Consider the following 14,854-nt stretch of genomic DNA (forward strand, 5'->3'; position numbering starts at 1 on the left):
TAAAGCGAAAAAACAATGTGTATACGGAACTCTATTTTTCGGGGGATTAAATGATAGATGAAACCCTAGTAAAAAACACCATAATTGAACTTCTAAAGGACTCTTCAACAAAGCTTCCTTTAGATGTCAAAAATGCCTTAGAAAAGGCTTACGAAATTGAGGAAGGCCCTGCAAAGGCCCAGCTAGAAGCCATAATAAAGAATATTAAGATGGCTGAGGATTCTTCTACTCCGCTATGCCAGGATACGGGCGTCCACATATTCTTTGTGAAGATTGGAGATGTTGGAAATCCTAAACTTGAGAAAAGACTGCCTAGCATTATTATTGATGGCGTAAGAGAAGCCACAAAATCTGTTCCTTTGAGGCCAAACGCCGTTCACCCTCTGACAAGAAAGAATCCAGGGGACAATGTCGGGGATTACATGCCCTATGTTAATTACACGCCAATTGATGCTGATTATATAGAAATAACTGCAATGCCAAAGGGTGCAGGAAGTGAAAACATGTCCCGAGTTGCAATGTTAAATCCTTCTGACGGACTGAAGGGTATAAAGAAGTTTGCCCTTGACACAGTTGTTGGTGCAGGTTCAAAGCCGTGCCCACCTACAATAATAGGCCTTGGTATAGGGGGAAGTGCTGACATATCAATAAAGCTTGCAAAGATGGCTTTGCTTAGGCCAATTGACCAGAGGCACACTGATCCTGCTGTGGCAACTTTGGAAAAAGAGCTCTTTGAAGCTTTTAATGCCCTAGGTATTGGGGTCATGGGGCTTGGTGGAAAGACTACCGTGCTTGGTGTAAATGCCGAGCTTGGATACTGCCATACAGCCTCACTCCCCGTTGCAATAAATGTCCAGTGCTGGGCAGGAAGGAGAGCAACTGCTAGAATTTACAGAGACGGGAGGGTAGAGCATCTGACCTACAAGAGGTGATAATATGGAAAAGATATTAAATTTACCACTTGATGAAAAAACTGTTAGAGAGTTAAAGGTTGGAGAAACTGTTTACCTTAATGGGATCTTCTTTACCGCAAGAGATGAGGCCCATATGCATGCTTTAGAGTATGCAAAGGAAGGAAAAAAAATCCCCTATGATTTCAAGGGGGCTGCAATCTACCACTGTGGGCCTATAATGGCAAAAGATGGAGAAAAATGGAGGGCAGTTGCTGCTGGCCCAACTACTTCAACTAGAATGAACTCTCTTGAACCGGAGTTCATCGAGAAGTTTAAGGTTTCAGCCATAATAGGTAAAGGGGGTATGTCAAAGCCAACAGTAGATGCTATGCAAAAGTTTGGATGCGTATACCTTGCAATCACAGGTGGTGCTGCAGTACTTGCCGCAAAAGGAATAAAGGAAGTCTTGGGCGTAGAGTGGTACGAGCTTGGGATGCCAGAGGCTTTGTGGGTATTAGTTGGCGAGAAATTTGGCCCGCTCACAGTTGCTATTGATGCGCACGGAAATAGCCTTTATGCTGATGTGGAAAAGGAAGTTGAAAAGAACATACCGAAGGCGAAGGAGATATTAAAGATTTAAGGTGAGATTATGGAAAAATTATCAAAAGAAGATTTGATTAAAAAAGCATCAAAACCTGCAGAAGACGCTATGAAACTCCACCCTTTTTACAAGGGAAAGATTGAAATCGTTTCAAAAGTATGTATAAGGGATTTCAGTGATTTTGCTATATGGTATACGCCTGGGGTTGCAGAGCCTTGCAAAGCGATTAACAAAAATAAAGATACTGTTTTTGATCACACAAACAAGGGAAACGCAGTTGCCGTAGTTTCAGATGGAACAAGGGTATTGGGTCTTGGAAATATTGGGCCAGAGGCCGCAATGCCAGTAATGGAAGGTAAAGCTCTTTTGTTCAAATATCTTGGAGGCGTGGATGCATACCCGATTTGCCTTGACACAAGGGATCCCGACAAACTAATTGAAACTTGTAAATTAATCAAGCCGACATTTGGTGGAATCAATCTAGAGGACATTGAAAAGCCCAAGTGCTTCTTCATTTTGGATAAATTAAGAGCGGATAAAGAGATGGATATCCCAGTCTGGCATGATGACCAGCAGGGTACAGCCACAGTTGAAGTTGCAGGAGCGATAAACGCCCTAAAGGTCGTTGGTAAAAAGCTAAATGAGGCAAATATTGTATTAGTTGGAACAGGAGCGGCCAACATAGCAACTTCAAGGGTCTTAGTTGCCTCAGGTGCAAATAAAAAGAATATCGTTGCCGTAGATTCAAAAGGAATATTAAATGCAAATAGGGATGACCTTGAAGCAGACAAAACAAACAATCCCTTCAAATGGGATCTATGCGTCAATGCAAACAAAGAGCAGAGAGCTGGTGGGATAAAAGAGGCGCTTAAAGGGGCCGACATCTGTATCGCAGCATCAAAACCTGGGCCAGACACAATAAAAAAAGAAGAGGTAACTGGTATGGCGACAGATGCAATACTATTCGCATCTGCAAATCCAATGCCAGAGATCTGGCCATGGGAAGCAAAAGAGGCAGGAGTTAGAATTGTCGGAACGGGAAGAAGTGACTTCCCAAATCAAATAAATAACTCAATTGTATTCCCGGGGATCTTTAGAGGTGCGTTAGACGTCAGAGCCAAAACAATAACTGATGAGATGTGTGTCGCAGCAGCATTTGAGATTGCTAAGACTGCCGAGGACAAAGGCCTATCTGATGAGTACATAGTTCCAAAGATGAGTGAGTGGGAGGTATTCCCAAGAGAAGCTGTTGCAGTTGGTATGAAGGCAATTGAACAGGGCATTGCAAGAGTTAAATACAATAAGAATGAGCTCTACGAGATTGCTGAGAACATCATCAAAAAAGCAAGAGACGAAACTCACATGTTGATGAAGCACGGCATTATAGAGATGCCACCTAAATAAATTATATTTTTTTATTTATTAAACATCAAGACTAATTTGTTTCTATATTCTATTATTTCCTTTTCTTTCAATTTATCTATAAAATCAATAATTTCTAAATTAAAAGATTCTGCCACCTTGATCATTTCAAAAGTAACTTCTTTAGTAATATGAAAATCTACATAGTACTGGTTGTCTATTCTTTCTCTTTTTGCGCGTTCTAGTGATGATGTATCGATGCCAAATATAGATTTTAGAAGCATTATACTGGCAATATGATTTTCAGATTTTAAACCAATTCGATAAAACAGAGCTAGAACAGAATGGTACATTGAATAGTAAGTCAAAGCGATAGAATCATTTAGATTTCCTGCTTCGGCTAAAATCTTTGAAGAACTTAAAGATTCTTCAGACCTTTTTAGATAAGCATTTTTAAGATTCTCACTTGGCTCTAAGATCTGAATCTTTTTCTCATCAAAAAGCTTAGCTAAAAAATCTGTTTTTATCATAGAATCTTTCAATTCCTTTTATAATAATATGATTTGCTTCGATTTCTTTTATTAATAAGTTTTCTCTATCGTATTCCCCAATTTTAACGCTTAATCTTGAGTCTATTGATTCAATTTCTTTTTTTATGTTGTAATCCTCTGTTTCTATATAAATGTCTATATCACTTGATTCTGAAGGAGTGCCTTTAGCATATGATCCAAATAAAATTGCCATGTCGATATTTTCTTTGTCTATTATTTTCTTTATTATACTCTTTAGTTTGGGGTATTTTTTCAAAAACAACATTAGATAGTAACTCTCAGCCATTATTGCAAAACTTCTTGCTTCAAGATTTTTCTTAATAAAGTAGACGTAGTTCTTTCCTTCTACCTTATAATCAACTAAATTTTCATTGTAGAGCCAATCAAGCCTTCTTTTAATTAGGGTTTGATTCGTCTTTAGCTTTCTAGCTATTTCCCTAATATGGCTTTCTTTCTTAAGAAGGGTGAGAACTATATCATATTCGTTACAATTTTGTAACATATGTAACAAAATTGTTACAAGATTATTTAAATCTTTTTGTTAAACTAATCATATGTAAATATTCGCTAAAATAAAAATAGAGATGCCACCTAAATAAATTATATTTTTTTATTTAATTTAAAGTAAATAAACTTTCTATTACCATAAGTTTTAATAACTATATTTCTTAAGTAACTGTGTCATGAGAAGGGAAATTGAACTCTGGTGGCTTCAGGCAAAAAAGGATTTTTCAGTGGCTGAAATTCTGTTTGAGAAAAAGCAATATTATATGGTTGCATTTTTATTTCAACAATCCATTGAGAAGGGATTAAAAGCACTGCACTTAAAGAAAAATAGAAAGCCTGCAGATTTCACCCATTCTTTAGTAACTCTTGGAAATGCATGTAAAGTTCCAAATTCTCTTATGTTAATATTAAGAAATTCCACATTGGATTTTGTCATGTCAAGATATCCAGATGCTTCAGATGAATTACCTTATGAAATGTATGATAAAACTATTGCATCCCAGAGAATTGACGGGGCAAGGGAGGTTTTGAAATGGATAGAAAAAGAGCTAGAAGCCTAGAGGAACTTGTAGAGCTGATAAAAAATGAGTACTCCCCTGAAATAGTACTTCTATTCGGTTCAAGGGCGAGAGGAGATAATCTTATCACAAGCGATTACGACATTATAGTTGTTAGTAAGAAATTTATAGGGATTCCTTTCTTAACTAGGCTCTTTTTGATGCAAGACCTTTGGGATGGTGAGAGACATCTAGATGCACTTTGCTATACCCCTGAAGAATATGAAAGGAAAAAAAATCAGATGGGAACTGTCCAGCAGGCCTCACTAGAAGGTGTCCCCCTTTAATTATTCAATATTTACTTCTTTCCTTTCGAGAAGAACTCAATAGCCTCTTCTAGCTCTTTGTGTGACTTGGCGTATTCTTTGATGTCAATTCCCTTCTGGTAAGCTTCGCATGCTTGAACGAGTGCCTTTGCACCTGCTGTTGTTCCCCTAGGATGTGCGTGGCAACCTGCCCCCATTGTTGTAATGAAATCAATATTTCCCATTACATCGATGAAAGGCTTTAGTAAAGTTGGATTTAGCCCTCCAGAGATAATCGGGCAGCATTTTTTCATGCCCCTCCAGCTATCATCTTCTAAAATAACGTGGTGCGCAGTATCCGCTTGAGCAAGAGCTACGGAATCTTTGTCATTCTCAAATATTTTTGACCATTCCTGCTCAAAGAAGTGCCCTTTATCTTTAAAATGCAAAATATTAACTGCAGCAACTATATCTTCTTCTGGGCTGCCTTTCATCTTCCCAACACCTGCAGTCCCAGTATGGATCCCTGATGCACCAGCAAGTCTTGCAAATTTAGAGAGAACTAATACTGAAAATCCTATAGGGTTTTCCGGTCTGGTAAAAGCACCGTGTGCCGCCCTATGGAAGTGTATGAATACATCTGGATACTTTCTTCTTAGGGTTTGGACTGCCATCCATCCGGCTGTTATTCCATCAATTAAGAATGCGTAACTTCCTGGCTCAAATCCGGCATTTCTTATGAGTTCACACCTTTCAATCATAGTGTCAAAGTCTGCAGCAGAAACATTAAAGGAATGAACTTTTTTCTCCCCTGTTTCCTTGACCGCTTTGTCCATGGCTTCTTTGACATTTTTCACCATCTTATCATATGGACAGAAATCTTGGTTTGCCTGTGGCTCGTCATTTTTAACAAAATCTCCACCCCCGACCCAGAAATCATAAGCAGCTTCTGCATACTCCGCTGAAGTTAGCCCCATCTTCGGTTTTATAATGGTCCCAAGTATTGGTCTATCGTATACATTTAGGTATTTCCTCATATCATCTAAAGTATAGCTAGGCCCATCGTACTGTTCAAGCATTGCCGGGGGAAACCATACATCAAGCAATTTTAATGCACTTACTTCCTTCATCCCAAGGACATTTCCAACTATATACGTCAATATATTTTGTACGTTTCCGCCCCTGTCAAATAGTCTCCACGGATAGGCGATCCATACAAGCCCTTTATCTTGATCAATTTGATAAACTAGGGCATTCATCTCCTTTGAAAATGGTGTCTCTGTTTTAACATTAAAATTTGTACCAGTGGAGGATTCTGCCGCAACTTCTGCCGCTGCTTGAAGCATATTTAGGCTTCCTCCGGATATTAAGTGAAAAACTGAAAGTAGGTATTCTCCATTTTTAGGATTAGGTATGTCAAAATTCACATATCCCTTTTGGTGTATGTTAAGTGTCTTAATTAACTGTTCTTTATTCATTCCTGTCATATTACTCAACCTTATTCTTATAGGTCTCTAAACTTATAAAATTTGCCCGTTAGAATTAGATTATACTTGATGTATATATTAGTTAATTTTTTATATGGTATTGAAGTATATACCAATTGATGAAAACAAAGGCAGAGGTAATCAAAGTCTTAAAACAAGAACTACCATACTTAAAACAAAGATATGGCGTTTCTAATGTAGGGCTCTTTGGCTCTTATTCTAGAAATGAACAGACCGAACACAGCGATATTGACTTACTTGTTGACTTTGAGAGGCCAATAGACTTTTTTAAACTTTTTGACATGGAAGACTACCTAAAAGAGAAGTTTGGTATAGATGTTGAGATAGTAACAAGACCTGCACTAAAGGACAGAATAAAAAATAGAATCCTGAAGGAAGTATCTTATGTCTCTTAGAGACGAAAAACTCTATATCGATGATATCTTAGAAGCAATATATAAAATTGAAGAGTATATCCAAGATATTGATTTTGAAGATTTTAGTTCTGATATGAAATCAATAGACGCAGTTATCCGAAATTTGGAAATAATTGGAGAAGCAACTAAAAATATTTCTGAAGATTTCAAAAACAGATATCCCGATATAAATTGGAAAGATCCCACGAGGATGAGAGACAGACTAATTCATGCCTATTTTGGGGTAGATTTAGGGATTGTTTGGGAAACTATAAAGTTTAGAATTCCTGAATTAAAAGAACAGATTGAAAAAATAAGTGAAGATGTCGAATAATTGTTTATCTCCCAGAAAAGCCTGTAATAATCTCTTCAACACTAATCCTCAACTGTTCCCTTACAGTTGCATTTTGATCTATCATATTCTGATTAATCGCTGTGACTGTGGGGGTTGATAAAAGCAAGAAAGATAGGAGCAGTATCACTAATCCAGCATACATGAAGGCAACGTTTACTGATGTTCCTATGTACCTTTTAGATAAGAAATATAATCCTACGGTTGGAACCCCTAGAACTAGAGCCATTAAGGATATTGCAGGAAACGTGTATATCAAAAAAGATGTGACCAACAGAATTAAGCATGCTAGAGACAATGGCAACACTCTTTTCTTATCCTCTCTAACTAGGTGAATTAAGTTTTGGGTGTTGTTCTTGTAGTAGATAAACATCAATGCATAGCCGATTGCTATAGCCATCACAAACATTATTGGGAATCCTTCTAGTGTATTTGTAAATAGGAACCAGCCACTTGAGAACTTTAATACTTGTAGTAATGATATTGTAATTACTGAGAGGGTCTTTCTATTCTTCCACCTAATTGACGGGTGGGAATAACATAGATTTAAACCAATTACTAGAATGTATATTATAAAGAAATTTAATCCAGAGAGAAATGCTAGTGCGGTACCTAAAATAGCAAACAATTTGATTAGTGTGATTGATTCTTTTCTTGACATTGTGCCGTTTGCAACGGCCTTCCACCGGATCTTCATTGAGTTGTGTTTGTCTTCTTTTACATCTGTTAGATCATTGAATAGATATATTGCACCCAGCCCAATTCCAAGGCCTGATGCTGCAACAATGCATGTTAAAATGTTGTAATCTCCCCCGGCCATTGCAAAAAGTATGACGCCAAAAAGAAACTGTAGGGTGTTTTTTGGTAGATTTAGTGTAGCAGAATTATATATCAGCGCTTCTCTCTTCATGAGTTCTTTCGATATGATAAGTATTTATAAATGATTTGGTTAAATAGATTCATTGGTAATGATTATAATATATATAACTATACTTAAAGAGGGAGGGTATTTTTGAGTAGAATCCTTATAGATATTGGTCATCCGGCACATGTTCATTTTTTTAAGAATTTCATCTGGGAGATGGAAAAGAGAGATCATGAAGTATTAGTAACTGCCAGGAGAAAGGAAAGTGTTTTTGAACTGCTTAATTATTACGGGTTTGAATTTATAGATTTGGGCATTAATAAAAAAGGGCTATTTAACAAGGCCATGGGATTATTGTCAAATGATCTAAAACTATTGAAAATATCTAGGAAATTCAAACCTGATGTATTGACCGGAATTGGAAGCCCTTATGTAACGCAAGTTTCGAGAGTTATTGGATCAAAATCAGTTCTTTTTACTGACACTGAGCATGCATCTCTGATAAATAAACTTTCTGTGCCCTTTTCAGACTTTGTTTTAACGCCGACATGCTTCTTAAAAGATTTTGGGAAAAGGCATGTGAGGTATAACGGATACCATGAGCTGGCATATTTACACCCCAACTGGTTTAAAGAAGAAAAAGGATTTTTGAAAGAGTTAGATATCAAAAAGAAGGAGAGATACTTCCTCCTAAGATCTGTTTCTTGGCAGGCAAGCCATGACATCGGCTATAAAGGTATAACTAAGGAGTATATGGAAAAAATTATTAAATTATTAAGGGATCATGGAAGAGTTTTCTTAAGTTCTGAGTACGATGATAAGACGTTTGAAGAATATACAATAAAAGCCCATCCTGCAAAAATTCACACTTTAATGGCGCATTCCTCCCTTTACTTTGGAGAAGGAGCAACTATGGCCTCTGAATCTGCTATTTTGGGGGTGCCAAGTTTTTATATCTCTCCCCTTCTTGGGACAATGGGAAACTTCGAAGAACTGGAGAAAAAGTATGGGTTACTCCATTGCTTCAAAGAGACTAGCTCGGCAATGTCACTTTTAGCTGAATTAATTAAAAATGATAAAGTTAGTGAATGGAGACAGGAAAGAGAGAAGTTACTAAATGACAAGATAGATGTGACATCCTTTATGATTGAGTTCTTTGAAGATAAGATATTCAAGTAAAACAAAGATTTATATGTAAGCGAGGGTGAGGGATAACAAGATTGGGGTGGAAAGTATGGATAAAAAAACAATGATTTTGAGCATTCTAGCTGTTATAGGCATAGTTGGAATCGTAATGTTTCAGAGTAATGTTTTAGGCAATCCTTTGATATCTGGACTTGGATTTGCTCTAAGTTCCATCGTGGTATTGATTGGATGTTTAGTTGCTTTTATTAGATTCTAATAGTTCTATCCAAAATTAGTATATTCACATAATAATATCTCATTTTATTAAATTCATGATTTTTAATATACCAAATATATGGCATCAGAAGAGATTTTAATCAAAAATAGAGTATTAGTTTTCCAGTAACTTTGAAGAAAATACGAGAGAAATACAAAATTTTATAGGTATTCTTTAGCTATATTCAGATTAATTCAATATTAAATAGATATATAAATATGTCAAAGTGTAAACAAAAATAAGTGAGGCTTTGGCTAAGGAACACAAACTTTTTGCCCAAAGAATAGGACTAATTGGAATAACAAGCGTCCTTTCTATGATAATAAGAATTCTTCTAGTGCCTATTTTGACCAAAAATATGCCAGTTTCAGAATATGGTGTTTGGGTTCAGGTCAACGCCACAATAGGATTAATCCCACCGATAGTTGGACTAGGGCTTCCTTTTGCCATAGTAAGATTTCTTGCTGCAACTAAGGATAAAAAAGAATTCCAAGAGGGATTTTACTCCATTTCGGCGATAGTTGTGATGCTAAGCGGATTAGTATCTTTGTTATTCTTTATATTTGCAGTTCCAATATCAAAAATACTGTTCAATGGAAACTTAGCAGTGACCATAATATTACCTTTCATTCTATTTATCCAAAGTTTAATCGACCTCCCTATGAACGTATTTAGAGTATTACAAAAAATTAGGTTACACTCTAGTTTCCTATTGTTAGATATGATTCTAACTGTCTCTTTTGCATCTTATTTTGTTTTTCTAGGGTATGAAATTTATGGCGCAGTACTTGGCCTATTAATCTCTAAAGTGTTAGTATTCGTTTCAATGATGGGAGTAGTTGTGCATAAAATAGGATTTTCTATCCCAAAATTCACTAACATCAAAAAGTATATATCATTTAGTATTCCTTTGTTACCGGGCAACTTTTCAAATTGGATAATCAACTCCAGTGACAGATACATTATTACTATTTTTTTGGGGACGGCCTTTGTTGGGTATTATGCGCCTGGCTATACAGTTGGATCTTTTATTCTAATGTTTGCTTCTCCTTTCTCTTTCATATTGCCTCCAGTTTTATCAAAGTACTTTGATGAAAAAAATATAGAGCAAGTTAAGAAAATTCTAAAATATTCAATGAAGTACTATCTCTTGATTACAATACCTTCCGTTTTTGGTTTGTCGATTCTTTCAAAATCGATATTGACTATTCTTTCAACTTCTGAGATTGCATCGATTGGATACTTAATAACACCTTTTACAGCTGTTAGTTATCTCATATATGGGCTTCAGGGAATTATCGGGAATATTCTAATTATCAATAATAAGACAAAAATAGCTGGTTTAGCAATGTCTGTATCGGCTATTGTAAATCTTTCGCTGAATTTATTATTGGTGCCCTTTATTGGGATAAACGGGGCAGCTTTGACTACTTTAATAGCATTTTTAATTAATTTTATCATAACAATTTATTATTGTGTAAAGTACATCCGATTTGATTTTAATCTTAGTTTCATTATCAAAAGTATTCTTGCTTCTGTAATAATGTCATCACTGATTTTTTACCTAAGCCCCATAAATCTTAATGATCTGCTATTTACAATAGGGGTCAGTGCTGCTTTGTATTTTGGGATTATATATCTCCTAAAAGGAATTAATAAAGAAGAGATTAAGTTTTTCTTAAATTTACTTAGGCATTGAGTCATTAATTAAAATCTTTATTTCTTCTTTACTTAATAGGGGCATATTTTTTGAGTTGTAGTTTTTAAGAGTTGTTTTTTTAAAATTATTGGGCATTTCGTAATTAGTATCTTCAGCTATTTCTAGAATAGGAGGTTTTACAATAAACATATACTCGTCTTCATAGGCATTTTCTGATTCTTCTTCGGTCATAAGTTCCTCGTATAATTTTTCCCCTATTCTTTTTCCTATTATTTTAGTCCCTGAATTTTTATTAGAATTGGGATATCTTAGTTTTTCAATCATTACTTCTGCAAGGTTAGATATTTTTACAACTGGCATCTTTAATATGAAAATCTCTCCTCCTTGTGCCAATTTAGCGGCTTTCAAAATTAGGCCTGTAGATTCTGAGATCTTCATGATAAATCTTGTCATTTCTGGGTCTGTGATAGTGATGTCATTTCCGTTTAATATCTGATCTCTAAAAGTGGGGATAACTGATCCTCTTGTATCTAATACATTACCAAACCTAACACAAGATAAAGCGGTACTTTTTTCACCTTTATAATAATTTGAAGAAATTGTTAATCTTTCAGAAAGCAACTTTGTTGCACCCATAACATTAATGGGATTTACTGCTTTATCGGTACTAATAGTAATAAATTTTTCGACATTTTCATCAATTGAAACCTCAATTAAGTTTTGTGTTCCAATAACATTAGTTTTTATGGCTTCAAATGGATTGTATTCACACAAGGGGACATGTTTTAAAGCAGCAGCGTGAAATACAATTTGTGTGCCTTCAACAGCTCGTTTTAATCTTTCTTTATCTCTTATATCCCCTATAAAAGGACGGATTAAATTATTATTTAGATTTCTTTCAAGATCAAATACTCCTGTTTCGTTATTGTCTAATACTCTTATTGATTTAGGGCCGAATTTTAAAAGTTCTTTCACTAGTTGACTTCCAATTGAACCGGCCCCACCTGTAACAAGTATGATTTTATTTTTGTAATAATTTTTAATTTCGTCCATTTATTCAATCTCCTTAAAGAAATTTTTTATTTCTCGAGAAATTATATCCATATATAATTTTTCCAATGAGGGAAACATAGGTAAGGTAAGAACTTCTTCTGACAAATTCTCCGTTATTTCTAAGTTACACTTATATCCTAAAACATCTCTGTAAAAATGTGTTTTATGAACCGGGAAAAAATAAATCTTAGTCATTATACCTTTTTTCTCTAAGTATCCCATGAGTTTATCCCTCAAAGTTTTATCAACTCTAATCGTATATAATTGATAAACGTTGAAATAATCTTTTGGGGGATTAATAAACTTAACATTATAATCTTTTAGCTTAGAAGTTAGATATTTTGAATTATCTCTTCTTTGCTCTATTAATTTGTCTGCTTTAGAAATTTGTGATATCCCCAAAGAAGCGATAATATTTGACATTCTGAAGTTATAGCCTAGGCTAACATAGTCTGCAGTATTAGTGGAAAAAAAGTAGTCCTTTATTTCGGATCTTCCTTGAGAGTGGATTAATTTTAATTTATTATATATGTCTTTTGAGTTAGTAGTAATTGCCCCACCTTCACCGGTAGTAATTATTTTGTTCTGGCAAAAGCTGAACATTGAAGAATCTCCAAAAGTACCTATTTTTTGCTTCTTAATTCTTGCACCAAAAGCCTCAGCAGCATCTTCTATAAGAATTAATTTGTTGTCTTCTGCTATTTCTTTTAAAGCTTTAATATTACAGGGGCATCCACCATAATGAACTGGGATTATAGCTTTTGTTTTATCAGTGATTTTTTCATTAACATCCTCAGGATTTAAACCAAATGTATCCTCTTCGATATCTGCAAATACAGGCTTTGCCCCCACGAAAAGAGGGGCGTTTGCTGTTGCAATAAATGTAAAGGATGGAACTATAACTTCGTCTCCGTTTTTTATGTCATAGGACAATAGAGAACTGTGCAAGGCAGAAGTCCCAGAATTGAAAGTAACGCAGTATTTTGCACCTATATATTCGGATATTCTTTTTTCAAAATTCTCAACATTTGGACCTTCTGTCCAGTACATTCCCAATTTAATAGCTTCTGTGATGCTATTAACATCTTCTTGATCCCAAAATATCTTAAATAGTGGTATTCTCCAGCCCATAGTTAGTCTAACTCTTTCACCATAGATTCTAACTCTTCTTCTGATAGTTTTCTTATAACTTTTGCGGGAACGCCATAAGCTAAAACTGATGGAGGTATATAATCTTTAACAAAACTATAAGCACCAATTATTGAATTTTCTCCAATTGTTACTCCTGGCATTATAGTAGAATGACTACCAATTCTACAATTTTTCTTCAATATAACTTTGCCTTCTTTATTATCTATAGTAGAAACTGAGTAGATTGAGCAATGAGATCCTACCTGAACATAATCTTCTATTGTAACCCCATTTTTTGCATTAATATAACTGAAGGCCCCGATATCCGTCCTGTATCCCAACTGAAAATTATTTGAATTTTGGACTACCCAATTATACTTTGTTAATTTTCCGTTTTCAATAACTGGCGGAATCCAATTTTTAAATCTCATATTAATTCCCCCAATAAAGATAAAAAATAATTAGCTTAATACATTTTAAATTTAAGCTTTAAATTGATGAAAAAATAATTAAAGTGGAATTTTTAGAATCTGTTCTGTTTCGGAGTCCTTTAATTTCCATTCATGTTCTCCAATTTTTTCCCATACTTTTGGATTAATGAATTTTTCTGTGATTGTCCAGAATTCTTCTTCTGTATATCCCGTAAATTCAAGAAAATCTTTTAGTGCTTTTGGATCAACAAGTTTTGGGTCATTTTCTTCTACTAATTTTATGGCCTCTTTTCTACTAATTTTGCCACTTCTAATCCAGTAACAGCAAACATCAGTAGATCTAGAGAATCCAAATTTTGGATATTTAAGCCATGGATGCACCAAATAACCAAGTGCATCTATCTGATCATAATCTTCGATGTAACCTTCTCTTTTCCATTCTCCTGTGTCGCCTAGAGATTTGAATCCATATTTCTTGGCTATTTGATAATTTTTATATCCATCCCAAGGAACAAAATAACTTAAATATATGGGCTCTAATTTAGATTTCTCAATTTCCTCCTTTGTTGGGTAAACACAAGTGTACAAATCTTTCATTTTTATATCGTCGCCAATCCATTCTTCAAGATTTACCGGTTTAACGACATCGTTATTAATTTGATCCTTGGCACTATAACTCTCTTCTTTTTGAACTCCACCATACTCGACTGCAACATTTTCTCCATAGACAATAAGGGGAATATTCATATTGATTGCAATTCTAATTGGGTAAACATAAACTGCTCTGTCCCAATACCAAGTCGGAGACCCTAATTTTTCAAAAGCTTTTCTCAACATTTTTCTTGCAATTTTTCGGTTCAAGGATAAAGAAAGTATATCACAACCAAAAGCATCGCTCATATTATAATAATTATGCCTTCCAGTTTCAGTCCAACCAAAATTATCCACATTTACTAGTAACGGATTCATTTTCATTACTTCTTTCATTATATAAACTTGAAAATGGCTGTCTTTCCCCCCACTAACAGTTATTATGCAATCATAATAATCGCCATTTATGCCCCTATACTTATCACACAATTTTTTCAATTCGTCCATTCTATTATCCCAATTAATTTTAGCCTTTTTTTCGGAATGCCTACAAGCTTGGCATATTCCTTCTTTATCTAAAACTACACCCGGCTTTGTATCCGGCATAACGCATTTTTTGCATCGTATCATAATAAACACCTTATTTTTTATTTAATTTTAGATTTATAAGTATTATGGGATTATATTGGACAAATATTTGATTTATTTAATATTAATTAATAAATTTAGGACAAAAAATCTATTTTACAA

The 14,854-nt window shown here is 34.8% G+C and carries 18 protein-coding genes; 10 read left to right on the forward strand and 8 right to left on the reverse strand.

Annotated features, from left to right (window positions below; translation table 11 throughout):
• Positions 1-50 precede the first annotated feature (50 nt).
• From HPY60_04315 to HPY60_04325, 3 genes are read left to right on the forward strand one after another with little or no spacing between them, the layout of a single operon-like run.
• Complete coding sequence (locus HPY60_04315; GenBank protein NPV50406.1) at positions 51-932, forward strand: fumarate hydratase; 882 nt, start codon at positions 51-53, stop codon at positions 930-932.
• Between the two features lie 4 nt (positions 933-936).
• On the forward strand, positions 937-1,533 hold the full coding sequence (locus HPY60_04320; GenBank protein ID NPV50407.1) for a fumarate hydratase: 597 nt from the start codon (positions 937-939) through the stop codon (positions 1,531-1,533).
• Between the two features lie 9 nt (positions 1,534-1,542).
• On the forward strand, positions 1,543-2,898 hold the full coding sequence (locus tag HPY60_04325) for an NADP-dependent malic enzyme (protein NPV50408.1): 1,356 nt from the start codon (positions 1,543-1,545) through the stop codon (positions 2,896-2,898).
• Positions 2,899-2,909: 11 nt separating this feature from the next.
• Here the strand turns inward: HPY60_04325 and HPY60_04330 are convergent, their stop codons facing one another.
• Both HPY60_04330 and HPY60_04335 read right to left on the reverse strand, forming a co-directional pair.
• The gene (locus tag HPY60_04330; protein NPV50409.1) at positions 2,910-3,386 is read right to left on the reverse strand and encodes a HEPN domain-containing protein; all 477 of its coding nucleotides are present in this window, start codon (positions 3,384-3,386) and stop codon (positions 2,910-2,912) included.
• Positions 3,361-3,909, reverse strand: coding sequence for an ArsR family transcriptional regulator (locus HPY60_04335; GenBank protein NPV50410.1), 549 nt, complete (start codon positions 3,907-3,909; stop codon positions 3,361-3,363). Before HPY60_04335 ends, HPY60_04330 begins: the two co-directional genes overlap by 26 nt.
• A gap of 181 nt (positions 3,910-4,090) precedes the next feature.
• Between HPY60_04335 and HPY60_04340 the strand changes: the two genes are divergently transcribed.
• Together HPY60_04340 and HPY60_04345 are read left to right on the forward strand one after the other, a co-directional pair.
• Complete coding sequence (locus tag HPY60_04340) at positions 4,091-4,474, forward strand: HEPN domain-containing protein (GenBank protein NPV50411.1); 384 nt, start codon at positions 4,091-4,093, stop codon at positions 4,472-4,474.
• The gene (locus HPY60_04345) at positions 4,447-4,758 is read left to right on the forward strand and encodes a nucleotidyltransferase domain-containing protein (GenBank protein NPV50412.1); all 312 of its coding nucleotides are present in this window, start codon (positions 4,447-4,449) and stop codon (positions 4,756-4,758) included. The genes HPY60_04340 and HPY60_04345 overlap by 28 nt, the downstream gene beginning before the upstream one ends.
• 11 nt (positions 4,759-4,769) lie before the next feature.
• Here HPY60_04345 and HPY60_04350 read toward each other — a convergent pair whose 3' ends face one another.
• Complete coding sequence (locus HPY60_04350; GenBank protein ID NPV50413.1) at positions 4,770-6,194, reverse strand: ribulose-bisphosphate carboxylase; 1,425 nt, start codon at positions 6,192-6,194, stop codon at positions 4,770-4,772.
• Positions 6,195-6,319: 125 nt separating this feature from the next.
• Here HPY60_04350 and HPY60_04355 point away from each other — a divergent pair, with 125 nt between their 5' ends.
• Positions 6,320-6,619 carry a nucleotidyltransferase family protein gene (locus HPY60_04355; protein ID NPV50414.1) on the forward strand — a complete coding sequence of 100 codons (300 nt, stop codon included), beginning with the start codon at positions 6,320-6,322 and terminating at the stop codon, positions 6,617-6,619.
• Positions 6,609-6,953 (forward strand): DUF86 domain-containing protein, encoded by a 345-nt coding sequence (locus HPY60_04360; protein ID NPV50415.1) that lies wholly within the window; start codon positions 6,609-6,611, stop codon positions 6,951-6,953. The genes HPY60_04355 and HPY60_04360 overlap by 11 nt, the downstream gene beginning before the upstream one ends.
• 4 nt (positions 6,954-6,957) lie before the next feature.
• Here HPY60_04360 and HPY60_04365 read toward each other — a convergent pair whose 3' ends face one another.
• Entirely contained in the window at positions 6,958-7,881 is a 924-nt protein-coding gene (locus HPY60_04365; GenBank protein ID NPV50416.1) for a UbiA family prenyltransferase, read from the reverse strand.
• A 102-nt stretch (positions 7,882-7,983) separates the two neighbouring features.
• On the opposite strand from HPY60_04365, the gene HPY60_04370 reads away from it, so the two are divergent.
• The 3 genes from HPY60_04370 (at position 7,984) to HPY60_04380 (ending at position 10,937) form a co-directional block, all read left to right on the forward strand.
• Positions 7,984-9,015, forward strand: a complete 1,032-nt coding sequence (locus HPY60_04370; protein NPV50417.1) for a DUF354 domain-containing protein — start codon at positions 7,984-7,986, stop codon at positions 9,013-9,015.
• A 55-nt stretch (positions 9,016-9,070) separates the two neighbouring features.
• Positions 9,071-9,238 carry a hypothetical protein gene (locus HPY60_04375; protein NPV50418.1) on the forward strand — a complete coding sequence of 56 codons (168 nt, stop codon included), beginning with the start codon at positions 9,071-9,073 and terminating at the stop codon, positions 9,236-9,238.
• Positions 9,239-9,554: 316 nt separating this feature from the next.
• A complete protein-coding gene (locus HPY60_04380; GenBank protein NPV50419.1) occupies positions 9,555-10,937 on the forward strand; it encodes an oligosaccharide flippase family protein in 1,383 nt (460 codons plus the stop codon).
• Here the strand turns inward: HPY60_04380 and HPY60_04385 are convergent.
• The 4 genes from HPY60_04385 to HPY60_04400 form a co-directional block, all read right to left on the reverse strand.
• On the reverse strand, positions 10,923-11,951 hold the full coding sequence (locus tag HPY60_04385) for a polysaccharide biosynthesis protein (GenBank protein NPV50420.1): 1,029 nt from the start codon (positions 11,949-11,951) through the stop codon (positions 10,923-10,925). The two genes, HPY60_04380 and HPY60_04385, sit on opposite strands and share 15 nt — an antisense overlap.
• Positions 11,952-13,082 (reverse strand): DegT/DnrJ/EryC1/StrS family aminotransferase, encoded by a 1,131-nt coding sequence (locus HPY60_04390; protein ID NPV50421.1) that lies wholly within the window; start codon positions 13,080-13,082, stop codon positions 11,952-11,954.
• A gap of 2 nt (positions 13,083-13,084) precedes the next feature.
• On the reverse strand, positions 13,085-13,513 hold the full coding sequence (locus tag HPY60_04395; GenBank protein ID NPV50422.1) for an acyltransferase: 429 nt from the start codon (positions 13,511-13,513) through the stop codon (positions 13,085-13,087).
• Positions 13,514-13,591: 78 nt separating this feature from the next.
• Positions 13,592-14,734 (reverse strand): N-acetyl sugar amidotransferase, encoded by a 1,143-nt coding sequence (locus HPY60_04400; protein ID NPV50423.1) that lies wholly within the window; start codon positions 14,732-14,734, stop codon positions 13,592-13,594.
• Between the last annotated feature and the right edge of the window lie 120 nt (positions 14,735-14,854).

It is taken from the genome of Methanofastidiosum sp. (assembly GCA_013178285.1).
GTDB lineage: Archaea > Methanobacteriota_B > Thermococci > Methanofastidiosales > Methanofastidiosaceae > Methanofastidiosum.